Source organism: Niabella sp., from assembly GCF_030150205.1.
Taxonomy (GTDB): Bacteria; Bacteroidota; Bacteroidia; order Chitinophagales; family Chitinophagaceae; genus Niabella.
In genome coordinates this window covers 242,390-268,470 of the sequence record NZ_JASLGT010000008.1, presented here as the reverse complement: position 1 = coordinate 268,470, position 26,081 = coordinate 242,390, and the positions used below count along the sequence as shown (strand labels likewise).

The 26,081-nt window shown below is 46.6% G+C and carries 28 protein-coding genes; 9 read left to right on the top strand and 19 right to left on the bottom strand.

Annotated features, from left to right (window positions below; genetic code table 11):
• Window positions 1–80 precede the first annotated feature (80 nt).
• Genes argC through Q1V85_RS05810 form a run of 5 tightly spaced genes read right to left on the bottom strand, consistent with a single transcriptional unit; the run spans window position 81 to window position 3,817 of the window.
• Window positions 81–1,064 carry an N-acetyl-gamma-glutamyl-phosphate reductase gene (gene argC / locus Q1V85_RS05830; RefSeq protein WP_300598349.1) on the bottom strand — a complete coding sequence of 328 codons (984 nt, stop codon included), beginning with the start codon at window positions 1,062–1,064 and terminating at the stop codon, window positions 81–83.
• Window positions 1,065–1,095: 31 nt separating this feature from the next.
• Window positions 1,096–1,455, bottom strand: coding sequence for a cupin domain-containing protein (locus Q1V85_RS05825; RefSeq protein ID WP_300598348.1), 360 nt, complete (start codon window positions 1,453–1,455; stop codon window positions 1,096–1,098).
• Complete coding sequence (gene argG, locus Q1V85_RS05820) at window positions 1,436–2,641, bottom strand: argininosuccinate synthase (RefSeq protein ID WP_300598347.1); 1,206 nt, start codon at window positions 2,639–2,641, stop codon at window positions 1,436–1,438. Before argG ends, Q1V85_RS05825 begins: the two co-directional genes overlap by 20 nt.
• Before the next feature lie 7 nt (window positions 2,642–2,648).
• Entirely contained in the window at window positions 2,649–3,083 is a 435-nt protein-coding gene (locus Q1V85_RS05815; protein ID WP_300598346.1) for a DinB family protein, read from the bottom strand.
• A gap of 11 nt (window positions 3,084–3,094) precedes the next feature.
• A complete protein-coding gene (locus Q1V85_RS05810) occupies window positions 3,095–3,817 on the bottom strand; it encodes a GNAT family N-acetyltransferase (RefSeq protein WP_300598345.1) in 723 nt (240 codons plus the stop codon).
• 305 nt (window positions 3,818–4,122) lie between these two features.
• On the opposite strand from Q1V85_RS05810, the gene Q1V85_RS05805 reads away from it, so the two are divergent.
• Window positions 4,123–4,560 (top strand): hypothetical protein, encoded by a 438-nt coding sequence (locus Q1V85_RS05805; RefSeq protein ID WP_300598344.1) that lies wholly within the window; start codon window positions 4,123–4,125, stop codon window positions 4,558–4,560.
• On the opposite strand, the gene Q1V85_RS05800 is transcribed toward Q1V85_RS05805, so the two are convergent.
• From Q1V85_RS05800 to upp, 3 genes are all read right to left on the bottom strand, one after another.
• Entirely contained in the window at window positions 4,549–5,247 is a 699-nt protein-coding gene (locus tag Q1V85_RS05800; RefSeq protein WP_300598343.1) for an SAM-dependent methyltransferase, read from the bottom strand. The two genes, Q1V85_RS05805 and Q1V85_RS05800, sit on opposite strands and share 12 nt — an antisense overlap.
• 76 nt (window positions 5,248–5,323) lie before the next feature.
• Complete coding sequence (gene gdhA, locus Q1V85_RS05795; RefSeq protein WP_300598342.1) at window positions 5,324–6,664, bottom strand: NADP-specific glutamate dehydrogenase; 1,341 nt, start codon at window positions 6,662–6,664, stop codon at window positions 5,324–5,326.
• 385 nt (window positions 6,665–7,049) lie between these two features.
• Window positions 7,050–7,700 (bottom strand): uracil phosphoribosyltransferase, encoded by a 651-nt coding sequence (gene upp, locus Q1V85_RS05790; RefSeq protein WP_300598341.1) that lies wholly within the window; start codon window positions 7,698–7,700, stop codon window positions 7,050–7,052.
• Between the two features lie 234 nt (window positions 7,701–7,934).
• On the opposite strand from upp, the gene Q1V85_RS05785 reads away from it, so the two are divergent.
• From Q1V85_RS05785 to Q1V85_RS05765, 5 genes are all read left to right on the top strand, one after another.
• Window positions 7,935–9,017, top strand: a complete 1,083-nt coding sequence (locus Q1V85_RS05785; protein WP_300598340.1) for an anhydro-N-acetylmuramic acid kinase — start codon at window positions 7,935–7,937, stop codon at window positions 9,015–9,017.
• A gap of 239 nt (window positions 9,018–9,256) precedes the next feature.
• Window positions 9,257–9,547 (top strand): Asp-tRNA(Asn)/Glu-tRNA(Gln) amidotransferase subunit GatC, encoded by a 291-nt coding sequence (gatC, locus tag Q1V85_RS05780; RefSeq protein WP_300598339.1) that lies wholly within the window; start codon window positions 9,257–9,259, stop codon window positions 9,545–9,547.
• A gap of 6 nt (window positions 9,548–9,553) precedes the next feature.
• Window positions 9,554–10,261, top strand: coding sequence for an ABC transporter ATP-binding protein (locus Q1V85_RS05775; RefSeq protein ID WP_300598338.1), 708 nt, complete (start codon window positions 9,554–9,556; stop codon window positions 10,259–10,261).
• Window positions 10,262–10,337: 76 nt separating this feature from the next.
• Complete coding sequence (locus Q1V85_RS05770) at window positions 10,338–10,898, top strand: cob(I)yrinic acid a,c-diamide adenosyltransferase (protein WP_300598337.1); 561 nt, start codon at window positions 10,338–10,340, stop codon at window positions 10,896–10,898.
• Between the two features lie 302 nt (window positions 10,899–11,200).
• On the top strand, window positions 11,201–11,602 hold the full coding sequence (locus Q1V85_RS05765; protein WP_300598336.1) for a hypothetical protein: 402 nt from the start codon (window positions 11,201–11,203) through the stop codon (window positions 11,600–11,602).
• Window positions 11,603–11,651: 49 nt separating this feature from the next.
• On the opposite strand, the gene Q1V85_RS05760 is transcribed toward Q1V85_RS05765, so the two are convergent.
• Entirely contained in the window at window positions 11,652–12,302 is a 651-nt protein-coding gene (locus Q1V85_RS05760) for an ABC transporter ATP-binding protein (protein ID WP_300598335.1), read from the bottom strand.
• A gap of 309 nt (window positions 12,303–12,611) precedes the next feature.
• Between Q1V85_RS05760 and Q1V85_RS05755 the strand changes: the two genes are divergently transcribed.
• On the top strand, window positions 12,612–12,833 hold the full coding sequence (locus Q1V85_RS05755; protein ID WP_018627833.1) for a DUF2795 domain-containing protein: 222 nt from the start codon (window positions 12,612–12,614) through the stop codon (window positions 12,831–12,833).
• Window positions 12,834–13,025: 192 nt separating this feature from the next.
• On the opposite strand, the gene Q1V85_RS05750 is transcribed toward Q1V85_RS05755, so the two are convergent.
• Together Q1V85_RS05750 and Q1V85_RS05745 are read right to left on the bottom strand one after the other, a co-directional pair.
• Window positions 13,026–13,748, bottom strand: a complete 723-nt coding sequence (locus Q1V85_RS05750) for a DsbA family oxidoreductase (protein ID WP_300598333.1) — start codon at window positions 13,746–13,748, stop codon at window positions 13,026–13,028.
• Between the two features lie 100 nt (window positions 13,749–13,848).
• Window positions 13,849–15,036: an acyltransferase gene (locus Q1V85_RS05745; protein WP_300598332.1), complete on the bottom strand. Its 1,188-nt coding sequence runs from the start codon at window positions 15,034–15,036 to the stop codon at window positions 13,849–13,851.
• A 306-nt stretch (window positions 15,037–15,342) separates the two neighbouring features.
• Between Q1V85_RS05745 and Q1V85_RS05740 the strand changes: the two genes are divergently transcribed.
• Window positions 15,343–18,792 carry a hypothetical protein gene (locus Q1V85_RS05740; RefSeq protein WP_300598331.1) on the top strand — a complete coding sequence of 1,150 codons (3,450 nt, stop codon included), beginning with the start codon at window positions 15,343–15,345 and terminating at the stop codon, window positions 18,790–18,792.
• Window positions 18,793–18,827: 35 nt separating this feature from the next.
• Here the strand turns inward: Q1V85_RS05740 and Q1V85_RS05735 are convergent, their stop codons facing one another.
• From Q1V85_RS05735 to Q1V85_RS05720, 4 genes are all read right to left on the bottom strand, one after another.
• Complete coding sequence (locus Q1V85_RS05735; RefSeq protein WP_300598330.1) at window positions 18,828–19,295, bottom strand: cytochrome d ubiquinol oxidase subunit II; 468 nt, start codon at window positions 19,293–19,295, stop codon at window positions 18,828–18,830.
• Between the two features lie 15 nt (window positions 19,296–19,310).
• On the bottom strand, window positions 19,311–19,790 hold the full coding sequence (locus tag Q1V85_RS05730; RefSeq protein ID WP_300598329.1) for a DinB family protein: 480 nt from the start codon (window positions 19,788–19,790) through the stop codon (window positions 19,311–19,313).
• 133 nt (window positions 19,791–19,923) lie between these two features.
• Window positions 19,924–20,808, bottom strand: coding sequence for a TraB/GumN family protein (locus Q1V85_RS05725; protein WP_300598328.1), 885 nt, complete (start codon window positions 20,806–20,808; stop codon window positions 19,924–19,926).
• An 81-nt stretch (window positions 20,809–20,889) separates the two neighbouring features.
• A complete protein-coding gene (locus Q1V85_RS05720; RefSeq protein ID WP_300598327.1) occupies window positions 20,890–21,708 on the bottom strand; it encodes a DUF6515 family protein in 819 nt (272 codons plus the stop codon).
• Between the two features lie 105 nt (window positions 21,709–21,813).
• Here Q1V85_RS05720 and Q1V85_RS05715 point away from each other — a divergent pair, with 105 nt between their 5' ends.
• Window positions 21,814–22,296 carry a DUF1801 domain-containing protein gene (locus Q1V85_RS05715; RefSeq protein WP_300598326.1) on the top strand — a complete coding sequence of 161 codons (483 nt, stop codon included), beginning with the start codon at window positions 21,814–21,816 and terminating at the stop codon, window positions 22,294–22,296.
• A gap of 30 nt (window positions 22,297–22,326) precedes the next feature.
• Here Q1V85_RS05715 and Q1V85_RS05710 read toward each other — a convergent pair whose 3' ends face one another.
• The 4 genes from Q1V85_RS05710 to Q1V85_RS05695 all read right to left on the bottom strand — a co-directional run bounded on the left by Q1V85_RS05710 (window position 22,327) and on the right by Q1V85_RS05695 (window position 25,945).
• Window positions 22,327–22,869 carry a hypothetical protein gene (locus Q1V85_RS05710; RefSeq protein WP_300598325.1) on the bottom strand — a complete coding sequence of 181 codons (543 nt, stop codon included), beginning with the start codon at window positions 22,867–22,869 and terminating at the stop codon, window positions 22,327–22,329.
• Window positions 22,870–23,038: 169 nt separating this feature from the next.
• Window positions 23,039–23,338 carry a hypothetical protein gene (locus Q1V85_RS05705; protein WP_300598324.1) on the bottom strand — a complete coding sequence of 100 codons (300 nt, stop codon included), beginning with the start codon at window positions 23,336–23,338 and terminating at the stop codon, window positions 23,039–23,041.
• Between the two features lie 96 nt (window positions 23,339–23,434).
• A complete protein-coding gene (locus Q1V85_RS05700; protein ID WP_300598323.1) occupies window positions 23,435–25,246 on the bottom strand; it encodes an ABC transporter ATP-binding protein in 1,812 nt (603 codons plus the stop codon).
• A 300-nt stretch (window positions 25,247–25,546) separates the two neighbouring features.
• The gene (locus Q1V85_RS05695) at window positions 25,547–25,945 is read right to left on the bottom strand and encodes a hypothetical protein (RefSeq protein ID WP_300598322.1); all 399 of its coding nucleotides are present in this window, start codon (window positions 25,943–25,945) and stop codon (window positions 25,547–25,549) included.
• Between the last annotated feature and the right edge of the window lie 136 nt (window positions 25,946–26,081).

The window sequence follows — 26,081 nt, the reverse complement described above, 5'->3', positions numbered from 1 at the left end:
TGTTTTTTTATTTCCCTATTTTTCAACCTTCTCCCGAGGGCCGGAATTTACTCTGAGCTGAAATCTGACAACCGGGTGCTTTAAAAAGCGGCTGGTTTCAGGTTTAAGCCTGTCCGCTCATCCAGATCGAACAGCAGGTTCATATTTTGTACTGCTTGTCCGCTGGCACCTTTCAGCAGGTTATCTGCCGCAGAATGCACTACCAGCTTTGAACCAACCTTTTCCAGCTGGATCACTACTTTATTGGTGTTTACGATCTGTTTCAGGAAAATGGGCGCCCGGCTTACCACGGTAAAGGGATGGCCGCTGTAAAAGTTTTCAAACAGCACATAAAGCTCTTCCAGCGAAAGATCGGTTGTGATGGTTGAGCTGATAAAAATGCCTCTTGTAAAATCGCCCCTCCAGGGTACAAAGCTCAAATCGATCTCCGTGCCCGGTTGTAACTGATCCAGCGATTCGCCGATTTCACCAAGATGCTGGTGCGTAAGTGTTTTATACGCCTGTATATTATTGGCCCGCCAGCTGAAATGGGAGGTAGCGGCCAGTTTCTGACCTGCACCTGTAGAGCCGGTGATGCCGGTTGTATAAATTTCTTTGAGAACACCTGTATGGGCCAGTGGTAACAATCCCAGCTGGATGGTTGTTGCAAAACAGCCCGGGTTGGCAATGTTCTGCGCTTTTTTAATGGCTTCGCGGTTCAGTTCTGGAAGACCATACACAAAGGTCCGGTTCAGCTCCGGCTGGCTGGCATCTTTCCGTAACCGGAAATCATTGGCCAGGTCGATGATCCTGATAGCAGCATCAATTGGTGTTTCTTTTAAGAATTTTGTAGATTCTCCGTGGCCCAGGCAAAGAAACAGCACATCAATATCCTGCGAGATGGCATCTGTAAACTGAAGCTCGGTATCCCCAACAAGATCTGCATGTACATCCGTAACCGGCTTGCCCGCGTTACTGCGGCTATGAATAAAGGAAATGGTTACAAAAGGATGGTTGATCAATAAACGGATCAATTCACCACCGGTATATCCTGCACCACCAATAATTCCAGCTTTTATATGCATGCCTTTCTGTTTTGTTGTTTGATTTTCAACGTTACAAATTTAAGCGATCCTGTTCGGTTAACGGGTGTGAACAAACAAGAAATTCCAGCAATTCCTTTTCCCCGTTGAAAATACGGTGTTGCTGGCCGGCATGGATCTCAATGCCCTGGCCGGCACTTATTGTAAAATACTCCTGGTCAATTTCAAAAGAAGCCGTCCCTTCCAGGATATAAAAGAACTGGGCGGCCTTGTTGTGCAAATGCAACTGTTCTCCCTTGCCGGGAGGTATCCGTTCTTTTTTTATTGAAAAAGCAGTGTTACTACTCAGCACAAAGGCTTCGCATCCTGCTCCCCATTGATACGATGATACGGGTGCATTACTGCTGACTACTTTATTTTTCTTCCCGGGCACCTTCTTTTATCAGATGATAGATCGATGTCTGGTTGCCGAATATCCTGGTAAAACCTTTTACATCTTCTCCTGTAAAACTTCTGTTTGCTTCGCCGTAGCTGCCAAACGCATTATTCATAAGATCGTATGGGCTTTCAATGCCCAATACCTGGTACCGGTAGGGGTGCAGCTGTAGAAATACATCACCGGTTACATTGCGCTGACTGCTTTGGAGGTAGGCCTCAATATCCCGCATTACCGGATCCAGGATCTGCCCTTCATGTAACCAGGTTCCGTAAAACTGGGAGATCTGGTCTTTCCATTGCAACTGCCATTTGGTTAAAACATGTTTCTCCAGGGCATGGTGCGCTTTAATAATGAGGATCGGTGCTGCTGCTTCAAAACCAACGCGGCCTTTAATACCGATAATGGTATCGCCTACATGGATATCACGGCCAATGCCGTAGGGGCCGGCAATTTTTTGCAGGTATTGGATCGCTTCTGTGGGATGGTTAAACTGCTGATCGTTTACACTTTTAAGCTCACCTTCCTCAAACAAAAGCTTTACAGCCTCCGTGCCGGTTTGGGTTACCTGCGTAGGCCAGGCTTCATCGGGCAGGTAGCCATTGGATGTAAGGGTTTCCTTACCGCCAACACTGGTACCCCAGAGGCCTTTGTTGATGGAGTAAACCGATTTTTCAAAGTTCATTTCCACCCCTTTGCTTTTTAAGTATTCCACTTCTGCGGCACGGCTGAGGTTCATATCCCGGATGGGGGTAATGATTTCTATTTCGGGAGCCATAATATGAAACACCATATCGAACCGCACCTGGTCATTTCCCGCGCCGGTGCTGCCATGTGCAATAGCATCTGCGTTGAGTTCCCGCGCATAGTTGGCAATATGCAGGGCCTGGCTCAGGCGCTCCGCAGATACACTTAGCGGGTAGGTATTGTTCTTCAGTACATTTCCGTATATCAGGTACCGGATAATGGAATCATAATAATTTTTAACAGCATCCACTGTTTTGTGCGATTTTACGCCCAGTTTTTTTGCATGCTCCTCTATCTTTTTTAATTCATCCTCGCTAAAGCCCCCGGTATTTACAATGATGCTGTGTACCTCGTACCCTTTTTCTTCGGTCAGGTATTTTACGCAATAGGATGTATCTAAACCACCACTAAAACCCAGTACAACTTTCTTTGCCATAGTATTATTAACTTATGATTTGATTTAAATGATGCAGCAAATGACGAATATAGTCTTGTGCAATATATTCTATTGTGCAAAGTTCTGTATTCATGTAAGCTGTTAATGTCTTCTTTTCCTCAGGAAAATTTTTCAGGATGGAACCGATCTGTTTGTTTGATAATTGCCATAAACCAAGCAGGTCTTCCTGGCTCCATTCATTGTAGCATTGTGCCTTTACCCATTCATCCTGGTTGTAGGCTATATTAGGTTCTGGCTCGTATTGAACGCTGATGAATCGCTGAATATTATTTTCGGCGGAATCGATCAGATGTCCCGGTATTTCTTTCTTACTCCATTTGTCTTTACCCGGTTTCAATGAAAGCGAAGGGGCATCTATATGCTGAATTTTTTCAGTATACCGGTTTATAATCGTTGCTAATTGTTCAGCAATTGCCCGCATCAAAATTTCAGTTATAAATGAAACACACTTTTAAAAAAAGACTTTAATGTTCCGCCTCCGCTGCCGCCGCCGGCTTTATCTTTTTTACGAAAGGCCTTCAGGAATTTCCATTGTTTAAAACGCTGCAGCCGCTCCAGACCTGTTTTGTTTTCTTCAAAGAAGGCCTTGGTCTCTTCCGGTTCGTAATGATCTTTGGGATCGTACAACATGGCGGTGCACATACAGTTCTTACGGTCCTTGCTCATAAGGATCTCGTAGTTAACACAGCTTTTGCAGCCGGCCCAAAACTGTTCGTCTTGCGTAAGTTCTGAATAGGTTACGGGCTCATAACCTAATTCGCTGTTGATCTTCATTACAGCCAGGCCGGTAGTTAACCCAAAGATCTTGGCTTCGGGGAACAATTTCCGGCTAAGCTTAAAAATCGTATGCTTGATCTTTTTGGCAACACCGCTTTTACGGAAATGCGGTGCAACGATCAACCCGGAATTGGCTACATATTCGCCATGGCTCCAGGTTTCGATATAACAAAAACCAACCCAATCGCCACTCTCTGTAAGGGCGATCACGGCCTTGCCTTCGTCGATCTTTTTTTCAATGTATTCCGGACTTCTTTTGGCAATGCCGGTACCCCGGGCTTTTGCCGATGATTCCATTTCGTCCGTAATAATGGTTGAATATTTTTTATCAGCAGCTTCAGCTACTCTTACGATAATGTCCTGATTGAGATTGTCCACGATGTGTAATTAAAATGAATTTGCGGGAGACCAGTCCTGATAAGTTTTTTTCGGAGCTTTTTCACTGACAGGGCCCAGGTCAGGGGGTTGTCCTGTCAGCAATCAGGACAGCGCATCGGTCGTGGAAAACATACGGCTACGTCAAATCCCACAGCGTAAATCCCTGTGGTGATATTTGCATGAAAAGCAACGTGTTTTGTATGTTTTAAAAAGTTATTCATTTAAAAACAAATTGTACTTTCGAAGTACAAAAATAATGCAATATTGAATATTGCACATTAAATTTTTTAATTAAACCATTTTTTATGGAAACCTTACCAATTGAGAACCAAAAGAAAACAAACAATCGTTCAGGTTGTCGCCGGTATTTTTTCGTGGGCCTCCTGGTGTTTATCATTGCGGCCGGTGGTTATGTTTACTGGAATTACTACAATGTGTTTGGTGATGGTGTAAAATCGGGTATCCTGAAAAATGTGGTACGCAAAGGACAGCTCTTTAAAACATTTGAGGGAGAACTGATCCAGGCAGGTATTAAGGGCGCATTGGGCGGCGGTGCACAGTCTAACAATTTTGTTTTTTCTATCGAGAACAAACACATTTATGATACGCTGGCCATGCACAGCGGTAAGCGTTTTGACCTGCACTATAAAGAATATCGCGGAGCACTGCCCTGGAGAGGCAATACGGTGTATATTGTAGATAGTATTCTCTCTATGACGGATGGCGGCGTGTCACCGTTTTAATAAAAAAATAGCAGGCCGCTTGTGCAGGTCGGGGATTGTTTTTTGCCACTGCTGAATGGTTTTTGTCTGGATCAATTCCTGCGCGCCGGTAATATCGACCGCAATACACAGCATGGTTTGTGGCTGACATTGTTTTAGCAGGGTTTCCAGTAACTGGTTGTTCCGATACGGGGTTTCAATAAAGATCTGGGTGCTGTTCTTGCGCTGCGATTCGCTTTCCAATTCCTTGATGGCTTTTATCCTTTGTCCGTTATCAATGGGCAGGTAACCGATAAAACTGAATTGCTGTCCATTTAACCCACTGGCCATCAGGGATAGCAAAATAGAGCTGGGCCCCACCAGCGGAACTACCTGCGCCCCGGCTTCCTGAGCCGCGGCAACCAGGAGCTGCCCCGGGTCTGCCACACCCGGACAACCGGCCTCACTGATGATACCGATCGTTTTCCCTTCTTTTAGTTTTTGCCGGAATTGCTGCAATACGCTTGCTTCATCTTTCTGGATACCAAACCATTCAAAATGGTCGATGACAATTTCTTTTTTTAACTGCTTTAAATAGCGCCGGGCGGTTCGCTCGTTTTCTACAAAAAGGACCGCGCATTTTTCGATGGCGTCCAACAGGTAAGCAGGCAATACCTCCAGGTTACTTTCATGGAGGTAAGTAGGGATCAGGTAAATCGTAGCTGTCATACGGCAATGTTACAATAAAAAAGATCGCTCTTCGAAACTTTAAGTTTCGAAGAGCGATCTTTTTTTACTATTTGTTTTACACAACACCCTGCGAAAGCATGGCTTCTGCCACTTTCACAAATCCACCGATATTGGCGCCTTTCTCATAATTGATATGGCCATCCTTCTCGTGCCCGTGTTTCATACAAATGTGGTGGATATCGCTCATGATCTCTTTCAGCTTATTATCGACCTTGGTTCTTCCCCAGGAGTAACGCTGAGAGTTTTGCGACATTTCAAGACCGGAAACAGCCACGCCGCCGGCGTTTGCAGCCTTACCGGGTGCGTACAATACTTTTGCCTGGTGAAACGCAGCTACGGCTTCCGGAGTACAAGGCATATTGGCGCCTTCCGCTACACAGATACAGCCGTTTTGAATCAGCATTTCTGCATCCGCTCCATCCAGCTCATTTTGGGTGGCATTGGGAAGCGCGATATCACATTTAATTCTCCAGGGCTTTTCTCCAGGGAAAAATTCGCAGGAATAGCGTTGCGCATATTCCTTAATACGTCCGCGCTGATTATCTTTCAGATCCTTGATATATTCCAGCTTTTCCTGGTCGATGCCCACCGGGTCATAAATAAACCCTTCAGAGTCGGACATGGTTAATACCTTGGCTCCTTTTTCAATACATTTTTCTGCGGCAAACTGCGCCACATTACCCGATCCGGAGATGAGTACTCTTTTTCCTAACAAAGAATCGTCCTGTACTTTCAGCATCTCTTCCACAAAGTAAATCAGGCCATAGCCGGTAGCTTCGGGCCTTATCAGGCTGCCGCCCCATTCAAACGCCTTCCCGGTAAGTACCCCGTTAAACGTACCGGTAATGCGTTTGTATTGGCCAAACAGGTAACCGATTTCGCGTTTACCCACACCAATATCGCCCGCAGGGATATCAATATCATCCCCAACGTGCCGGTACAATTCGGTCATAAAACTCTGGCAGAATTTCATGATCTCGTTATCGGATTTTCCTTTGGGATCAAAATCAGACCCGCCTTTTCCTCCGCCCATGGGCAAACCGGTAAGACTGTTTTTAAAAACCTGCTCAAATGCCAGGAATTTTAAAACACTAAGCGTTACCGTCGGGTGAAACCGCAGTCCGCCCTTGTAGGGGCCGATGGAACTGTTCATCTGAACCCGGAATCCGCGGTTTACCTGAACTTCGCCCTTATCATCAAGCCAGGGCACGCGGAACATTACCACCCGTTCCGGTTCCACGATCCGTTCTAAAATCTTGTTGTCTTTGTATTTTGGCTGCGTTTCAATATAAGGGATGATTGATTCTGCAACTTCGGCAACTGCCTGTAAAAACTCCGGCTCTCCAGCGTTTCTTGCACTTACCTTTTCGATAAAAGGCTTGATTGATTCATTCATATTTTAAAATAACTAAGATGGATTTAGTCCGGAAAAGTACAAAAATATTTTTTTAACACGCATTAGTTTTCTTGAAATATTTACACGGAATGTGGAAAAAGTTTAACGGTTGTTCATTTTTTTGCACGTTTTAATGCAGTTTTATAATACGTCCGGCCGCCGGTAAAGTGGGTGCCGCGGCCTGTTTTTATGCCGGAGAATGCCGGGAGGCGGCGTTTTTTCGGGTTATTGTGCTGCCGCTACCTGCTGCGGATACAGGTAAGCGAACATGTTTACAGAAGGATCTGATTGCACGATCCGCGGGGAGAAGTGCTGGTTGAAACCTCCGGAAAGGAGATCCCGTATCCGTAAGGGGATGCTGTTTTATTACCGGGTCAAGCCGCTATTAATACTGGGCCTTTCCTCCAAACGCCAGGTCTCCGGCATCGCCCAGTCCGGGTACAATGTAACCTTTGGCGGTGATTTCATCGTCGATATCCCCGCACCAGAGTTTTAAGGAGGGCTCTTCACGCAGTACATATTCAATGCCTTCTGTACAGGCGATGGCTACGGCTACGTGAATAAATTTAGGGCGGCCCACTTCGCGCAGGTATTGAACGGTTTTTACCAGGGAGGCGCCGGTGGCCAGCATCGGGTCCGAAATGATGATGATCCGGTTTTCGAGTTCGGGACTACTGATGTATTCAACATTAATCGTAAAACTACCGTCTTTATGATGTTTCCGGTAAGCCGACACAAATGCATTGTCTGCCTTATCAAAATAATTCAGCAGTCCCTGGTGCAGGGGCAGTCCGGCCCGCAGAATAGTGGCCAGCACGGGTTGTTCTGCCAGCAGTTTGGAATTGGAAATGCCAAGCGGGGTTTGGGTTTCTACCGTTTTATAGGGCAGTTCCCGGCTGATTTCATACGCGATGACTTCGCCGATGCGCTCGAGGTTCCTGCGAAAGCGCATACGGTCTTCCTGTATCTTAATGTCTCTGAGTTCGCTTACCCAATTACTCACCAGGCTGTGTTGCTCGCTTAAATTAATGACCATATTGGAACTGTTTATAATTGCTGCTTCGGAGGAATAAAAATAAGATAATATTTGAGAATAAAGTGATCCGCTTCCGGTCTTCAGCAATCAGCTGGTGATGCTGATCTTAAGGTTTTGCCCGTTGATTTTTGATTTTTGGGTTTTGTTTTTGATGCTCTTTCAGCATTTGGCGTTTAATATTTAGAATTTCAGTAATCAACAATCTGTTATTTTTGGCGAATCTAAAATGGTATTATGATCTACAGGGCTATAGGAATTATGAGCGGCAGCTCACTGGATGGGCTGGACATTGCATTTGTTGAATTTCATGAAAATGGAGGAAAATGGCAGTTTGAAATTCAGCATGCAGACTGTTTGCCCTATACCCCGGAATGGAAATCTAAGCTGGAAAAGGCGGTTTCGCTGAATGCATTGGAATACCAGTTGCTGCATGCAGCCTATGGCCATTATATCGGAGCCCGGGTAAACGAGTTTATCGACCGGTACAACCTGCATTATAAAGTAGCGGTGATCGGTTCTCACGGACATACTACGTTCCATATGCCGGAGCGCCGGATGACCGCACAGATCGGAGATGGGGCAGCTATTGCAGCAGCAACAGGACTAACGGTTGTTTCGGATCTTCGTGCCCTGGATGTAGCTCTTGGTGGCCAGGGAGCGCCCATTGTTCCGGTGGGGGAGCAGTTGCTGCTGGGCAATTACCGTTATTTACTGAACATCGGGGGCATTGCCAACCTGTCTGTAAAAGATACGGACTACCGGGCTTTTGATATCTGTGCGGCCAACCGCGTACTGAACCTGCTGGCGGAAGAATTGGGAAAACCCTATGACGAAAACGGTGCACTGGCTGCCAACGGCACTTTGAATGAGCCTTTGCTTGACGCGCTGAATGCTTTAGACTATTACCAGCTGCCGGCTCCCAAGTCGCTGGCCAATGATTTTGGAACCGATACCGTTTACCCAATGGTGAAGCGCTTCGGTGGCCGGGTGGAGGGTCAACTGCGCACTTACGTGGAGCATATAGTGCAGCAGGTAGGCCGTGCCCTGGAAACGGATCGTCATTACGGTGAAGAAGGACAGCAACTGCTGGTAACGGGTGGCGGCGCTCTTAACAGCTTTTTAGTCAACCGGTTAAAGGAAGTGCTAAAGGTAACCGTGATCATCCCGGACGAAAAACTGGTATTGTATAAAGAAGCGATGATCATGGCATTGATTGCAGTGCTGCGCTGGCGTGAGGAAACCAATGTGCTGAGCTCTGTAACCGGTGCCAGCCGGGATAGCGCGGGCGGGGCCATGTGGCTGGGAGCGGAGGGATAGGAGGATGTGTAGTGAGAAGTGAATGGTGAATAGTGAGTAGTGAATGGTGAGTAGTGAATAGTGAGAAGTGGAGTATTGAGCAATTAGTCTTTATTGATCCTGATCCCTGATTTCAGGCACTTGTTTGTTGTTACCCGGCTTGATTTTTTGTCGTTTTGAATTTGATATTTCTGATATCGTATTTGATTTTTGCTATTTGTTATTTAGTATTTAAAATTTCTACCCGTTATCTTTGACAAATGGAAGTAAATGAGGCGTTAATTAATAAACTGGCACATCTTTCCAAGCTTAGTTTTTCGGAGGAGGAACAGCTCGAATTCCGGGGTGATCTGGAAAAAATGATCGGGTTTGTAGAAAAATTAAATGAGCTGGACCTGAAAGATGTAGCACCGTTAATGCATATGAGCGAAGAGATCAATGTGCTGCGGGACGACCAGGTAAAAGGATCTATTACGCGGGAAGAAGCGTTGCTCAATGCCCCGGCCACAGACGGTGTCTTTTTTAAGGTGCCTAAAGTTATCCGCAAATAATAAAAAGTGCCCCAGTCCATTATCCATATCAGCAACCTGCGCAAAAGCTACTTTATGGGGCAGCAGGAATTGCAGGTGCTGAAAGGGGTATCGCTGAACATCAATAAGAATGAATATGTGGCGCTGATGGGGCCATCGGGCAGTGGAAAAAGTACCCTGATGAATATCCTGGGATGCCTGGATACGCCCACTTCCGGTAGTTATGTACTAAACGGAAAAGACGTGAGCAAGATGGAGGACAATGCGTTGGCAGCAGTACGGAATAAGGAGATCGGCTTTGTATTTCAGCAGTTCAATTTATTGCCCCGTCTTACCGCATTGGAAAATGTAGCGCTGCCGTTGATCTATGCCGGTATCCGGAAGAATGAACGAAGTGAAAAAGCGATGCAAATGCTGGAACTGGTAAGTCTTACAGACCGGTATCATCACAAACCCAATGAATTGAGTGGGGGCCAGTGCCAGCGGGTGGCCATTGCACGCGCGCTGGTAAATGATCCTTCGCTGATCCTGGCAGATGAACCAACCGGAAACCTGGACACCAAAACTTCCTACGAGATCATGGACATTTTTAACCGGATTCATCAAAATGGGAATACCGTCGTATTGGTAACCCATGAGGAGGATATTGCCAATCATGCGCACCGGATCGTACGGCTGCGCGATGGGGTAATTGAAAGTGACCAGGCCGTGGCAAAGGCCGGTTTTCCTGTTTAAAGTTCCTGGTTCAATATCCGGATCGGGACCTCTTCATTTCCACATTTCCACATTCTCACATTTTTAAATTAAGCAAATGACGTTTCGTATTTATACAAAGACCGGAGACCAGGGAAAAACAGCCCTTATCGGCGGTACAAAAGTTTCAAAAGCGCATTTGCGGATAGAAGCATATGGAAATGTGGATGAGCTCAACTCCTGGATCGGGTTGTGCCGGGATGTTCAGACAGACGCATCAACAAGGGACCGGCTGCAGGAACTGCAGGACCGCCTCTTTACCATTGGAGCGCTGCTGGCACAGGATCCGGGGAAAGCCACCAAAATGCTATTGCCGGATCTGCATGAGGAAGATATACAGGTGCTTGAAAAGGAAATCGACACTATGACGGCAGCGTTACCTGAAATGAAATCGTTTATTATACCGGGTGGCAGTGTAGCCATTTCTTATTTGCATATAGCCCGTTGTACCTGCCGGAGAGCAGAACGTTCCTGTGTACGGCTGCAGGCGGAAGAACCGGTTGAAGCCCTTGTAATTATGTACCTGAACCGGCTGAGCGACTATCTGTTTGTACTGGCACGGTACACAGGACATCTTACCGGAGTTGCTGATATCCCCTGGAGGCCACGCAATTCCTGATGCTCCGTTTATAGCACTTGCAGCCCATACCTGCAAAAATCCTTTAACAAAAATTTAAAAACGCAACAGCAGGTTGATGCTGAATGCCTTTTCCTTACTGCGTTTCATTGATGCGGTATTAAACGTTTTGCCCATTGTTATACGGCATGTGTTTTAGCCGCTGAAAATAATTAGCTATCAACAGGTTCTGTAGCGGCGCCGGCATCATCAGGTGTTATAAGCAAATGGTTGCGGCTGTTCCTTGGCATAAATCTTGGTTCATTAAAGGATACAACAGCTTTTAAACCGCAAATAACATATATATGAAAACAATCTCGAAAATGATGCTGGGTGCAATGGTCTTAAGTATATTTTTCCTGGGAGCCTGCTCGCGTACGAAGGATGCCATCGGCACAGATACTATTGAAAACATGGTAACGATCGGTAACTGGAAAAGTGTGATTACTGCAGCGGGTACCGACCTGGTTCCTGCCGGCGGCCGGGCTGAATTCTCCAAGCAGGACCATTTGATTCATTACTACAATGTAAGCGGAGACCAGATCCGGACAGATCAGTTTGCCTTTAACAACGGAACCAAAAGAATGACCTGGAACAATGTAGAATATGAGATCCAGGAGAATTTTGTGTCTTCCTCAAAAACATTAACGTTGCTGGATCCAACTACAAAAAAGATGGTCGTAGCATTTTTCAGGGAACGTCAATAACATTACTTAGCTGAACACCAGAGAAGACGGCCCTCAAAGCCGTTTTTTTTTATACAATAAGCCCGTCCTTCATATGCAGCGCCCGGTCACTTAGCTGCGCCAGTTCCTCGTTGTGCGTTACGATCAAAAAGGTTTGCTGAAACCGCTCCCGAAGGTCAAAAAACAGGCGGTGCAGTTCCCGTGCATTTGTAGTGTCTAAATTTCCCGTAGGTTCATCTGCAAAGATGATCTCAGGCCGGTTGATGAGCGCGCGGGCAACCGCCACACGCTGTTGTTCCCCGCCACTGAGCTCATTGGGCTTATTTTCCAGCCGGTGGTCTACGCCCAGTATGGCCAGCAACTGCCGCGCATTTTCTGCTACTTCTTTTTTGCGGCCTCCGCTTAACCAGGCAGGGATACAAACATTTTCGAGTGCGGAAAATTCAGGCAGTAAATGATGGAACTGAAATACAAAGCCGATATTCTTGTTCCGGAAGGCCGCCAGTTGTTTTCCGCTGATCGCACTGATAGCCGTTTGGTTCATCACCACAGCACCCGTGTCTGGCTTATCCAGTGTGCCCAGTATATGCAACAACGTACTTTTCCCGCTGCCGGAGGGGCCAACAATGGATACCACTTCTCCTTTAGCAATTTCAATGTCTACCCCCTTCAGAACCTGAACCGTGCCATAGGCCTTGTGTATATTTTTCCCCGAAATCATTGTGTTGATATATGACTGTAAATATAGTCATTGTAACCAGCTTGCACAACACCGGTAACCAGCGCTTGCCCTGTTTGAGCGTGAAGTATAAAACGAAGATGACACCATCAGGGAGGCCGCAAGCGTTTTTCTAGACATTGGGATGTTTTTTAGCCCATTGGTACTGTTAAATAAGCAGCGGGTTTATAAGAAATCGAAATAAAAATAAGTATTTTTTAAATTACCGAATACAGTTACTTTTGCAAAAATTTGAGTATACCCTGAACCTTGTTTCGGGTATCCTGTTAATAATAAAAAACCGAATATAGTATGTTTTGGACACTTGAGTTAGCCTCTTATTTAGAAGATGCCCCTTGGCCAGCCACCAAAGACGAACTGATTGATTTCGCTATCAGGAGTGGAGCGCCCATCGAAGTGGTTGAAAATTTACAGGAACTGGAGGATGAAGGCGATGTATATGAGACCATCGAAGACATCTGGCCCGATTATCCCACCCAGGAAGATTTCCTGTTCAACGAAGACGAATACTAATATCCTCCGGGAAGTTAAAAATGCTGAAAGCTGCTCCGCAACAGGAGCGGCTTTTTTTATGAAAAGAACGGTGTATTGATCCGGTTTCCGGGAACCGGATGCCCACAAAAAAGCGATGCTATCAAAGGCAAGGGATCACATATACAATCCATACTTTAATACCATCGCTTCCGGTGGCCGGTATAAAAAATCCTAGCTGCAATTACCATCCGGTGTGCAGGATGGGCCTTCCGTTACTTCCAGTGAAGGGGCCGGGTGTTCCTCCCGCCATTCAGCGAAGGCTTTATCCAGGGTTTGCGTAAATGCTTCCGGCGGCTGTGCTCCTGAAACAGCATATTTGCGGTTAAATACAAAAAAAGGAACTCCTCTAACCCCGATCTGCTGTGCTTCGTAAATATCCCGGTTTACTTTTCCGGAATACGCTTCATTGGTGAGGGCTTCGTTTACTTCCGCTTCTGTAAGACCGATCTCTGTTCCCAGGCGGATCAGTGTTGCCGGATCAGCAATGTCAAGGCCTTCCGTAAAATAGGCTTTGAAGAACCGTTCTTCGGCGGCATCGCCCAGTCCTTTTGTTTTAGCTATCTGAATAACGCGATGCGCATTGAACGAATTTACCGTGATCACTTTTTCAAAATGATAATCCAGTCCGGCCTGTTTTGCGGATTGCGTTACATGATCCAGCAGCGATTTAACCTGGTCCTTGGGCAATCCCTTGCGCTCGATAAGGTATTGTTCATGATCAATTTCTTCCTTTTCGGGAAGGGTAGGATCCAGCTGGAAACTTTTCCAGGTAATCTCTATTTGTTGTTGGTCTGAAAACGTTTCCAATGCCGTTTCAAAATGCCGCTTGCCGATATAGCAAAAGGGACACATAACATCGCTCCAGATTTCAACCTGCATTTTATTTGTACTCATAGTCTTGTATTAACATATTTCTAAAGATAAAGTTCCTGCAATTTCTGTGCTTGAATAACAGGGCTGCCTCCGTTCCGGTTATAAAAGGGAAAAGACGCTTTTATGGGCGGATCTGCGGCTCCGGATATGCCGATGTGGCAGGCTGAACGGAAACAACAGCATGGAGGTCTTGCCGGCGTTTTAACAAGATATCCCGGAGCTGCCGGCAGGGGCGTTCTACCAGGTAGCGGAACAACAACCCGGCCAGGATGCAGTTTATGGCAGCAAGCAGTAAGGCCCTATTGCTGTTGGCTGCCAGGCCGGCTTTTTCAAGCAACACCTGCGTAATATGGATAACGCCTTTATGCGACAGGTAAATGGCAAAGGACAGGCTTGCCAGCTGCTCTGTTACAAACAATCGCTTTTTATAAAGAAATGAACCGGGGGCAACCGCTGCCGCTACCCAACACGTAAAGCCCAGGGCTATGAGGAGGAATCCCCAGATAGTAGCCGGAAAAGAATACGGCGATTGACAAACAACATAAGCCGCGGCTAAAAACGGGATGCCGGCAAGAAAAAAAGCGTTCCCATTCAGCCGGATCCTTTTTTGTACAAACGGTGCGTAATGCATGAGCCACGCCAGCCCAATACCCAGTAATAAACCATCCAGCCTTGTATAGGTTGGATAATAAATATACCGGTACCACTGCAGCCAGAAATCATCTTTGTCAATGACGGGTACCACCCATACATTCCAGGAAAGCCACCGGAACACTACTGTAAGTACCAGCAGCAGGAAAAATAAAACCTTACAGGTAACAGGACTTTTGAGCTTATGTATCAGCAACAGCACAAATGGAAGCGTAAGATAAAACTGCTCTTCAATGCAAAGTGACCAGGCATGGGAGAACGTACCGCGGTGTTTAAGGTCTAACCCAAAATTACGGGTAAACGTTAAAAACTTCCATAGCGGGTCCAGCGCCTCCCGTTCTCTGAAAAACGGGACGCAGAAATAAATGGCCACTACTATAAAATAGGGCGGTATGATCCTGAAGAATCGTTTTATAAAGAAGGCACGCACATCAATACCTCCGGTGTTTTTTAACTGCGCAAATAGCTGACCGGCGATGAGGAAACCGCTCAGCACGAAGAACAGGTCAACTCCCGTCCACCCAACTACGGCTACCCGGTCCATCCACTCCGGGTGTTTGAAGCTAAGGCAGTGAAATAAAAATACCAGCAGGATCGCCAGTGCCCTTAAATGATCGAGCCCATATAATTTTTCTGAAGCTGCCATCGTATTGCGCATATCCATTTGTTGTAGTTGTAAATCGCCCGTAACTATTTGCTCCTGTTCCCCGGTCAGGGTATTAAAATTATGAAAAAAAAGGGGTGACCACGCGCATATATTCGGGAGACCGGGCTCTTTGCGTTTCGCCATTTGCCTATACCGGTGAAAGTAAATCAATGACCCGGGAGTCAATAGCCGCATCATTTATGCGACCGTCTTGCTTTTAATCTGGTCTGTATAACGAAAAAACCGATTTTTGCTGAATTAAATCAGCCAGCATTGCGTCTATTGGGAAGCATACTATTTTTCGTCTTTCTTTTTTGTATGGCAGGTCGGTTAAGTGGTCAGGAATTATCATCTTCCCGGCCTTTATCGAACCTGCGCACAAAGCAGATCCCTGTGCTGGCGGATAAGGTACTGCTCGACAGTGTCAGCATCATCCCTGAAAGCTTCCGGATAGAAGGTGTCGACAGTACGGCCTACCGGGTGGACTTTGTGAACGCCATCCTGTATTGGGTGCAAAGGCCGGCAGCTGCCGGTGTAACAGTGCATTACCGGGTATTTGCGGTAAAGCTGAACCCCGCAGTGCAGCGGATGAATTTCGACAGCCTTGTAATGAATGCTGCCATATCGGTTGGAGCGCCAGAAACCAATACGCGGGGCCGCAGTCAACTGTTTAATTTTGGCAATATTAATGCCCAGGGAAGCTTTGGCCGGCAAATGGGCTTTGGCAATAATCAGAGCCTGGTGCTGAACTCGAACCTGAATGTACAACTGAGCGGAATGCTGGCAGACAGTATTGAGTTGCAGGCAGCTATTACGGATAATAATATTCCCATACAACCAGACGGGAATACGCAACAGTTAAATGAATTTGATGAAGTGTATATCCGGTTCAAAAAAAAGCATTGGCAGCTGAATATCGGCGATATGGACCTCCGGGAAAACCGCAGCTATTTTCTCAATTTTTATAAGCGCCTGCAGGGGCTATCTTTTCAAACAACCAATGCACTTTCAAAAAAAACAACTTCGGGCACATTGATCAGTGGGTCCATCGCCAAGGGGAAGTTTACACGCAATGTGTTCCAGGGCCTGGAGGGTAACCAGGGACCGTATAAATTACAGGGGGCTAATAACGAGCTGTTCTTTATTGTGCTGGCCAATACCGAACGCGTGTTTATTGACGGGGAACTATTGCAAAGGGGAGAAGACCAGGATTATGTGATCAATTACAACACGGCAGAGGTAAGCTTTACGCCGCGCCGCATGATCACAAAAGACAGTCGTATACAGGTAGAGTTTGAGTATGCCGACCGGAATTTTCTGAATACAAATGTGTATGGTATGCAGGAGCTCAACTTCAATAATAAAGTGAAACTGCGGGTTGGATTTTTTAACAATAGCGACGCCAAAAATTCATCCATTAACCAGGTGCTGGATAACCGGCAAAAACAGTTCCTGTCGCAGATCGGGGATAGCATTCAAAATGCGCTGTATCCGTCTGCCGTACTGGATACGTTTGCTGCCGGAAAAATTCTTTATGCCAGGGATTATATCCTGCAGGGAACTGAGGTTGTCGATTCGTTTTACCGGTATACCATCAACCGGGATTCGGCCCGGTATAATGTGTCCTTTATGGACGTGGGCTTTGGAAGAGGCGATTATGTGCCGGATAATACCAATGCCAACGGAAAAGTATTCCGGTATCTGCCGCCGGAGAACGGTCAGAAACAAGGGAACTATGCCCCGGTGATTGCCCTGGTAACACCCAAAAAACAACAGGTATTAACGTTAGGTGTAGACTATGCACTAACGAAGGGTACCTTATTAAAGACGGAGGTAGCTGCCAGCAGTTACGACGTAAATACGTTTTCCAACCTTAACAATGGAGACGATAAGGGATTTGCGGCCAAAGTAAACCTGTTGAATGCCACAACGCTCCGGGAAAAAAACAAACTGCAACTCGTTTCCGCACTTGATTATGAAATGGTACAGGCCCGGTTTCAGCCGGTAGAGCGCTTACGCAGCGTGGAGTTTACCCGCGACTGGGGACTGTCGCTGGTCGCAACCCGGGTGGATGAGCACATCATCAGGGCCTCTACAGGATTACAAAGCGGAAACGGTAACCGGCTGCAATACCAGTTTACCAACTACAACCGCAGCGACCGTTACAATGGTTTTCAGAACGCGCTGACGCAATTTACCCAATGGCATAACTGGACCTTTAACAACGATGTAACCCTTACGCAATACAGCGGCATGCTGGATAAAGGCAGTTTTTTAAGACCCACGCTGGATATCAGTAAAAAAATACCGGCGTTGGACAACTGGAGCATTGGTGCCCGTTACACCCTGGAGCGGAATGAGAACCGGAATAAAGCAACGGATACGTTAAATGCGGCGGCGTTTTCATTTGATACCTATACGTTCTTTCTAAAATCGGATGAAGCAAAACAAAATCATTACGGGATCAGTTTTTTTACAAGGGAAGATCAATACCCGGTTTACAAGGATTTTGTAAAGGGCGATCGCAGCTATAACCTGAACTTTAAAGCAGAACTGTTAGCGAATCTGCACCGGCAACTCTACTTCAATACAACACTGCGGAAATTAACCGTGTTGAACAGCACCGTTAGCCGGCAGCAGGAAGAGAACACATTGCTTTCCCGGATCGAATACAATATGAACGAATTTAAAGGGTTTCTTACCGGCAATATCCTGTATGAAGCGGGGTCCGGCCAGGAACAAAAACGGGAATATGCCTACCTGGAAGTTCCGGCCGGAACGGGGCAGTATACCTGGATCGATCTGAATCATGACAGCATACAGCAGCTCAATGAATTTGAATTAGCCGCATTCTCTGATCAGGCCCGGTTTATCCGGATCAATACGCCCACGAACCAGTATATAAAAGCCAACTATAATACCTTTAATTATAGCCTGGCGCTAAACCCGAAGCTGTTGTGGAACGGTACTACTGCCAGCAGGTTTCAGCAATTCCTGGCCCGGTTTAACTGGACCAGCACCCTGCAGGTTTCCCGGAAAGCGCAGGCTACGGGGCTGGTGGAGCTCAATCCGTTTCGTTATGGATTAAATGATACCAGTCTTATTGCAATGAGCTCAGTGCTGGTGAATACACTTTCCTTTAACCGGTCCAGCACGGTTTGGGGAATTGATATCAGCAATCTTCAAAATACCGGGAAAACACTGCTGACCTATGGGTACGAGAGCCGTAAAAGCAGGGAGTGGTCCTTAAAGTACCGGCAGTTTTTCGGAAGCAGTCTTACATTTAACCTGGAAGGACGAAAGGGTATACAGGCGCTGTATTCGGATAATGCCCAGTTTGACAACCGCAATTATGAGATTGCAAAAAATAGTGCGGCTCCTTCGCTTTCATTGGTCAGCGGAACAACCTTTAGGGTAATGGCCGGCTACAAATATGAAGTGCGAAAAAACAAGCCGGTTTATGGCGGAGAAAAGGCCGTGTCCAATGCGCTTACTGCTGAAACAAAATACAATATCCTGCAAAGCGCTGCCCTGACGGCGCGTTTTACACTGGACCAGCTGAATTATACATCGGCTACGGCCAATACCACCACAGTGAGTTATATTATGCTGGATGGATTGTTGCCGGGAAAAAACTATTTATGGAATATTATGCTTACCAAACGGCTGATGAGTAACCTGGAGCTGAATTTTCAGTATGACGGACGCAAACCGGGAACAACCCGGACGGTGCATACGGGAAAGGCTTCGCTGACCGCCATTTTTTAATGTGCTCAGGTATGGACGCAAATGCGTCACCGGGCCTATTGTGGCGAGGTGGCATCAGCCGCGTCTTCAGGAGGGCTTATGATTCCGGGTAAATGCTTTTTGGGGCCAAGCAGGAAGAACAGGTCACTGATGCAGAACCCGATCCAGTATAAATAAATACCCAGGTGAAACCGTTCTCCAAGCCAGCGATGTGAAAGCGAATTGCGGAAATCGGAATAAGTGATATAGAGCCCGCCCAGGAATGCAAAAAGAAAGCCGGTTAAGAGGATGACCCGTTTGCCGCCTTTGAATTTTTTATCAATGGCATACAATAAAAACGTTACCAGGATCAGTACCAACAGGCATACAAGCGCCGCCTGCCACCATATTTTAAAAAAGCGATAGTTCTTATAAAATGTATTTACGCCCACACGGCCTACCAGTGAAATACCGGAGCTTAAAATGCCCGATAGTACCGCAATGAGCAAGAGGAGGGCAGCAAGGACAGCATAGTTTCTTTTCATCTGGATCTGTGATTTTTAACCGGTAACTGTTGGCTGTACCAGTTTCCGGAGCAGCACGATTTGTCCAAGATGGTAATACACATGCTCGATCATCGCATCAATATTGCGCTGGTAGCTGCCGTATCTGGCATCTGTGAAGGGCGCTTCAAGCTGCGCATCCGTCATTTGCTGTACATATTGTGCAAAGTCTTCAGCGTCGGTCCATAGTTTGTTTAACAGTTGCTCCCAGTCTTCCTGCGACCGGATGGGAGGCGCATCAAAGCTATACCGGTCATGAATATCGAGCGATCCGCCTTTGAATACGTTTAAGATCCCGGAAATATAATAATTGATATGAAAAGCCAGGGCTCCAATGGTGTTGAGTGTGCCTACCTTCTCATTTGCTTCGTTCCAGCTCAAACCGGATAGCGCTGCTTTGAGGTTGGTTGCGGCTACCCAATCCCCATTAAGATGTACTTCCCGAAATCGTTTTGCAAGTTGCGCTGCCTGGGTCATAAATTTTCAGTTTTGTGATCAACCTGTTTGATGCTTCTTTGGAGCCGGTCTGCTATAACGCTGGTATGACCATGGTTCCAAAATACAAAGATATCCGCTTTGGGATGAATGGAGGAACGGACATCCGGGTGGTTTATTGAAAAACAGGGGTAACCGTATAGCCCCTGCGTTTTAAAAGCTGGATCATTCCGTTATTACCTCCCAAATGTCCGGCACCTACTGCAAACAGCGTAGGCGCTTTTTTCATTTTTCCCGGCAGCAGCTGTATCCAGTTATCATTGCGCTCCTTAAGCAAACGGGTCTGCTGGGCCGTGCTCATAAACGCCGGGTCATTCATCAGGCTGGTCAGGCGCGGCAGGTCTTCTGTTTTATATACCTGCACCAGGTCCTTCATAAAATGCGGTGCTTCTTTCATTCCCTTCAGGGTATTCATCAGTTCTTCAATCGTATTCATCGACCGGATCATTTGTATCTGGAAGGCTACGGATTCCAGGTGGTCGATTTGTAACGAATCGTCCTGCGCCAGGTTGTAGAGCTCCTTTTCCATCATTTTTACCGCTGAAGGATCGGAGCAGTTGAAGGTTTTAAGGGTGAGTACGGAAGTAATGCCAAAGGGCGACATATAATTCAATGCTTCGGGTGTTAGCTGGTATGCCTTCAGCAAGCTGTCGAGCAGATGGCGTTGTTCCCCCGGCAGTTTTTCCAAAATACCGGGTACGGGTTTCATCAGGTCCATTAGCTGATCGGCGCCGTCCATGGCGGCTATATCGGCTTCAAAGGTGACCGTTCTTACGTTCTTTAATACGTTTTTTAATTTGGGCGGCACTTCAAAATCTTCTCCGCAAACCAGGTGCATGGTTCCCAGGAGATAGGAGGGCGCCTGTAATTGGTGGCCGCTGATCTTCCAGAGCAGCGACCGGGCTTCCTGTGCGTGCAGGGAGATGCCTGTAAAAAGAAGATAAAGCGGAATGCTGATCCTCAGAAAATAATAGAGCCGGTTGGTGCGTTGCAGCTTCATGTTTAAAAACGAAAACGATCTTTATGCGCATTAAAAAAAGCGGCCGGCCGGGGCCACTTTTTTTAATATGCGTATATTATATTATTTTGAACCTACTACCTCATATACCGTTTTGCCATCAACAGTCACTTCTTTGTAATAAGTGCCTGCGGGTGAACGGAACTGGCTTTTGCCGTCGACGGTTACCCTTGTTGAATTCCTGGGCAGCTGATCAAACTGATCGCCAACCTGCGGACGGGTATCGTAAACAGCGTCATTTCCCCCGGTATCATCGTTGTTTCTTACGGCGGGTTCACTGTTGTTACGCTCATCGCCCCGGTTATCATCGGGGTAATTACGGTCGTCGTTCGAACGCTGCGTTCTGGCTTCTTCGGTATCCAGGGTTCCGTTCCGTCCTACTACCACGTATACCCGCTCCCCGTCCTCATTCACGTCCGGGCGGTAATAAGTACCGTTGTATTCATAATAGGTGTCTCCATCAATTTTGCGCATACGGGCCCCGTTGGGCAGTCGCGCAGCAGTAGCTCCAAGCGGAGGCGCTACCACTTCATATCCTCCCTTATCCCGCTCTACAAAATAGGTATCATCCCGGTAGTAATAGGGAACTCCGCCAAAATACATCCGGCGGGCACCGGAAGGTAATACCGCAATGGTGGCGCCGATGGGTGGAAAGGCAATGCCAACAGAAACACCCATATTCGGTCCGTAACCATACCGGTAGTAGGGGGCCGGCCAGCCAAAAACACCACCGATACCGATGGAAACCCGTGGCGCCCGGTAATAAGAATGGCTTCTGTACACGCGGTGCGGATAACGCCGGTATTGTGCAAAACTGTCAACTGCCAGAAAGAGGCTCGCTCCCAGCAGGAACATTCCCAGTTTTATAACATTTTTACTCATTTGTTTTTTTATTATATTTATTGGACGATAAAAACCGGGGAAATGGTGGCAGACAGGCGTTCTGTTGTGTAAAAAAAATGCTAAAAATAAATCAGGGGAAAGAATATGCAATCCAGGGCAAAAACAGTAGCGGATTATTTAAAGGAAATGCCTGCGGAACGGCTGCCGGCAATGGAGCAATTGCGGACCGTGATCCGGAAACACCTTCCCAAAGGATATGTAGAGACCATTAGTTATGGTATGATCGGCTATGTGGTACCGCATAGCATTTATCCTGCTGGTTATCATTGTGCCCCGGAGCTGCCCCTGCCTTTTATGAGCATCGCTTCTCAAAAAAATGGCATCGTGCTGTACCATATGGGATTATATGCAGACGCGGACCTCATGAAATGGTTCCTGGGCGAATGGGAAAAGGTTTCGGTAAAAAAGCCGGACATGGGAAAAAGTTGTATCCGGTTCAGTAAGCCGGAATTGATCCCGTTTGAACTGATCGGGAAACTGGCGGAGCGGGTTTCTGTGGCTGATTGGGTTGCTTTGTATGAAAAAAATTTTGTTAAAAGCAAAAACCGCAGGCCTTCTGAAAAATGACCTGCGGCAGTAAATAATTCCATTTTACCATTACCTCCTGGAGCGGCTGTTGTTGCTGCCAGACCGGCCCTGGTTATAACTGCCTCCTGAGCCTGAGGGCGGCGCCTGCCGCATACTCCTGGAAGGGGGTGGAGGACTGTAGGAACGTTGCGGTGTTACATTCCGCGAACGGACTTCGTTAGAGCGGTTGTTTGTGTTATTGCGCTCCATGATCCGTGCATTGTTATTTTGCTGGCGGTAATATTCCGCATTGTTCCGGTTGGGATTTACACGATACCCGTCCCTGTTGTTGTTACTGTATACCCGCCTCCGGTTATCATATCTCCGGCGATCCTCATAACGGCGGTAATTCCTGTTATTACGGTAGTACCGGTTATTGTAATAATAGCCACCATTGCCATAATACCCATAATACCCGGGAGAATAATAGTAATAGGGATCGTAACCATAATACCCATCATAATAACTACTCGAAGGATAATAAGTGTCTGCACAGGAGCTAAGCCCCGCTACCAGTGCAATCAATGCCCCGGTAATCATCAGACGGGTTTTATTGAATAATTGTATTTTCATTGCCTGCTATATTGTTTTTGTTAAAGAAAAATTTATATCGCTCGCTGCGCCTTCACTGTTTTATGTTACGTATCTTTTTATAAATTCAAACTTTGTACCAACAGCCAGGCCACCCCGAAGGGTGGCGACTGTTGAACCATTTTAAACCTTATGAATCATACGCTTATCTTTAATAATAATGTGCCCGGTTGTGCTGCTTATGACGGTAATATTTTTTTACCTGTCCGGGAGGCATATGCCGGTGATGCCGGTAACGATAATGGTGCCGGTAAGCCGGGTAGGAACTGCCTTCATAATACCGGTGCCGCTGCACCACGGGGTAATAGGCAACTACTGCAGGCCGGTTGTACCTATAGCTTTTTTTGTAATGTTTTGTATACTTTTTCTCGTACCGGTAATGCTGGGCCTCTGATTTTGAAATACCTGCTACCAGCAGCACAAACGCCAATAAAATCAGTTTCACTTTCATAATAGTTGTACTTAGGGGTTAATGATTAAAAAAGTCTTCAACTATATGACGCTAAAGCGAGGCTAACGGCTGTTAATGAAAATGAAATATTTTAAGCTATTGGTACGACTGTGCGATACGGGCGATATTCAGGCTGCGTGCAGAAGCATTAAAGATTTCGCGGTAGGTACCATTAAGGGCAACGAGTTGTTCATGGGTGCCGTGTTCTACCACATGGCCCTGTTTTAATACGTAGATCATATCCGCATCGATGATCTGTGAAATAGAGTGGGAAATGATCACTACCGTTCTGTTTTGTTTAATCGCATCCAGGCTGTTCTTGATCTGTTCGGTAGCGATGGCATCCAGGCTGGCTGTGGGTTCATCCAGAAAGATGACCGGGGGATCTTTCAGAAACAGCCGCGCTATAGCAATACGTTGTTGCTGACCGCCGCTCAGCGACTGGGCATCGCTTTCATATTGCAGGGGCAGTTCCATGATCTGGTTGTGCAGGCTGGCCTTTGTGGCGGCGGCAATGATTTCCTCCCGGGTAGCATCCATTTTTCCGTAACGGATATTATCTTCAATAGAGCCTTTGAAAATATGATTTTTCTGCAGCACCAGTCCGATCTCATTTCTTAATACCTGGTTGTTGTAGGCGTTCAAGCCGATCCCATCCAGCATAATGGTGCCGCTGTCCGGCGTATAAAATTTATTAAGCAGGTTGAGGATGGTGCTTTTTCCCGCACCGCTTAACCCCACCAGGGCGGTGGTTTTTCCGCCTTCTATTTTTAATGACACATTGTGCAGGGCCCTGGTACCATTGGGATAGGTGAAGCTTACATCCTGCATTTCAAAATCGCCCTTTACCAATGCTTCTTTATACGTACCAGACGCTTCCGTAGCCGTTTCCGCATCCAGTATCTGGAAATAGGCTTCCGCATAAATAAAGGCATCGTTTACCTCATCATAAATGCGGTGCAGCTGGCGGATGGGGGCCGATACGTTATTAAAGAGCATGATGTGAAGCATGATGGCTCCAATGCTGATCTGGTGTCCCAGCACCAGGTAGGTGGTCAGGATGATGATGAGTACCACGCCGATCTGCTCAATAAACGATTTGATACCGTCATAACGGAAATTGGTCTTACGGGTATAAAGCTGATCCTGTGTGAGTTGGTCCTGTATCTCAAGCTGTTTTTTTTCTTCATAAGATTCCCGCACAAAACTTTTGATGACGGTAATGGAATCGATCAGGTTCAGTAAACCATTATTCTTGTTCTCTCTTCCCCGCCGCAATTGACGGCGTACGCCCTGCAATTTTTGCGCCTGCCGGCTGCTTACATAAAAATACGCCGGCAGGATAACGGTAGCCACCAGGCCTACCTTTACATTGGCCAGGTACATAATGATCAACGCAAGGATGGCGTTGGAGAAGAGGGGCAGGATATCGATAAAAAAGTTTTGAACCAGCCGGGTCAAACTTTCTATACCGCGGTCGATCCTTGTTTGCAGGCGGCCGGATTGGTTTTCGGGTGCTGCATAAAAGGCCATGCCGTAGCTCAGTATTTTTTTGATGGCCGCTTCTGAAAGCAGGTTGCTTACATTGATCCGGATCTTTTCTCCATAAAACTTTTGTCCGAACTGGATGAAGATATTTACGATCTCCTTGGTGAAGAGTACGATTGAAATATGCAGCAGGAGGCGCAATCCCTCCTGCATGGGCTCGGGTTGTTGCAGGAGCGCATCTACATGATCAACGGTATATTTCAGGATGAGCGGGTTTACCTGTGCCGCCAGCGATCCTACCAATGTAAGGGCCAGTGTACCGAAGATCATTTTACGGTACGGCCTTACAAAGGGCCAGAGCTGTTTTACAATATTGGCGAGATTGAGCGTTTTTGTAAAGGGTTTTGCTATCGGTTTCAATATGCGTTTATTTTAACAATGAAGCTGTTTGAACTTTTCAAAAGAATTCTTCCGTCCCTGCCCGAAAGGTGTGCTGCCGGGCAGGGATTTCAGGGAAGATCCGGTACACCGCAGGTTGATTTCCTGCGCAACCCGCCGGAAATATCACGGCATCTAAAAAGCCCAAACAATTGCCATAAAGGTAAACGATATCGATACATCGATGGTCAACAGGCAGACGGGGATAAATAAAAAAGCTGTTTCAAAAGTTCCTGTTGCCCTGATAAACTTTTGAAACAGCCCTTCCGGGTAAAGCTCCTGTTAATAACCAAGCAGTGAACCTATAACGGTAGTCAAAACGTTTGACTGGGAATAACCCCGGTTATTGTAATAGCGGTTGTCATCATTCCGGTATCTTTTTTTCTGCTGCCCGGGCGCAAAATATTTTGCAGATTGGTATCCATATACCTTCTTGGCTTGTCCGGGAGGCAGGTTGCGGTAGTACCCATCATGATTGCTGCTGTAATAACGGTGGTGTTCGCCCTGGTCATCGTCATCATCTCTGTTACGGCGGTAACGATAGCCGTCTCTTTCATAGGCATCCCGGTGCTTATATTCTTTTTCACGATGCTTATAATAGCCATTGCCCTGCGCTTTAGCAGCCTGCACCCCACAAAAAACGGTAACCACCAATGTTAATAAAAGAAGCTTTGATTTCATAGTACGGATTTTAAGATTGCTTTGTAATAGAGACGCAAGTTTACAACCAATGGCTGTTAAGAAAAATGCAATCTTTATTGCCCGCACAATAAAGGTAAGGGCGAAGTTTCGAGCGGCTTTCAGGAAGCAGTAACCT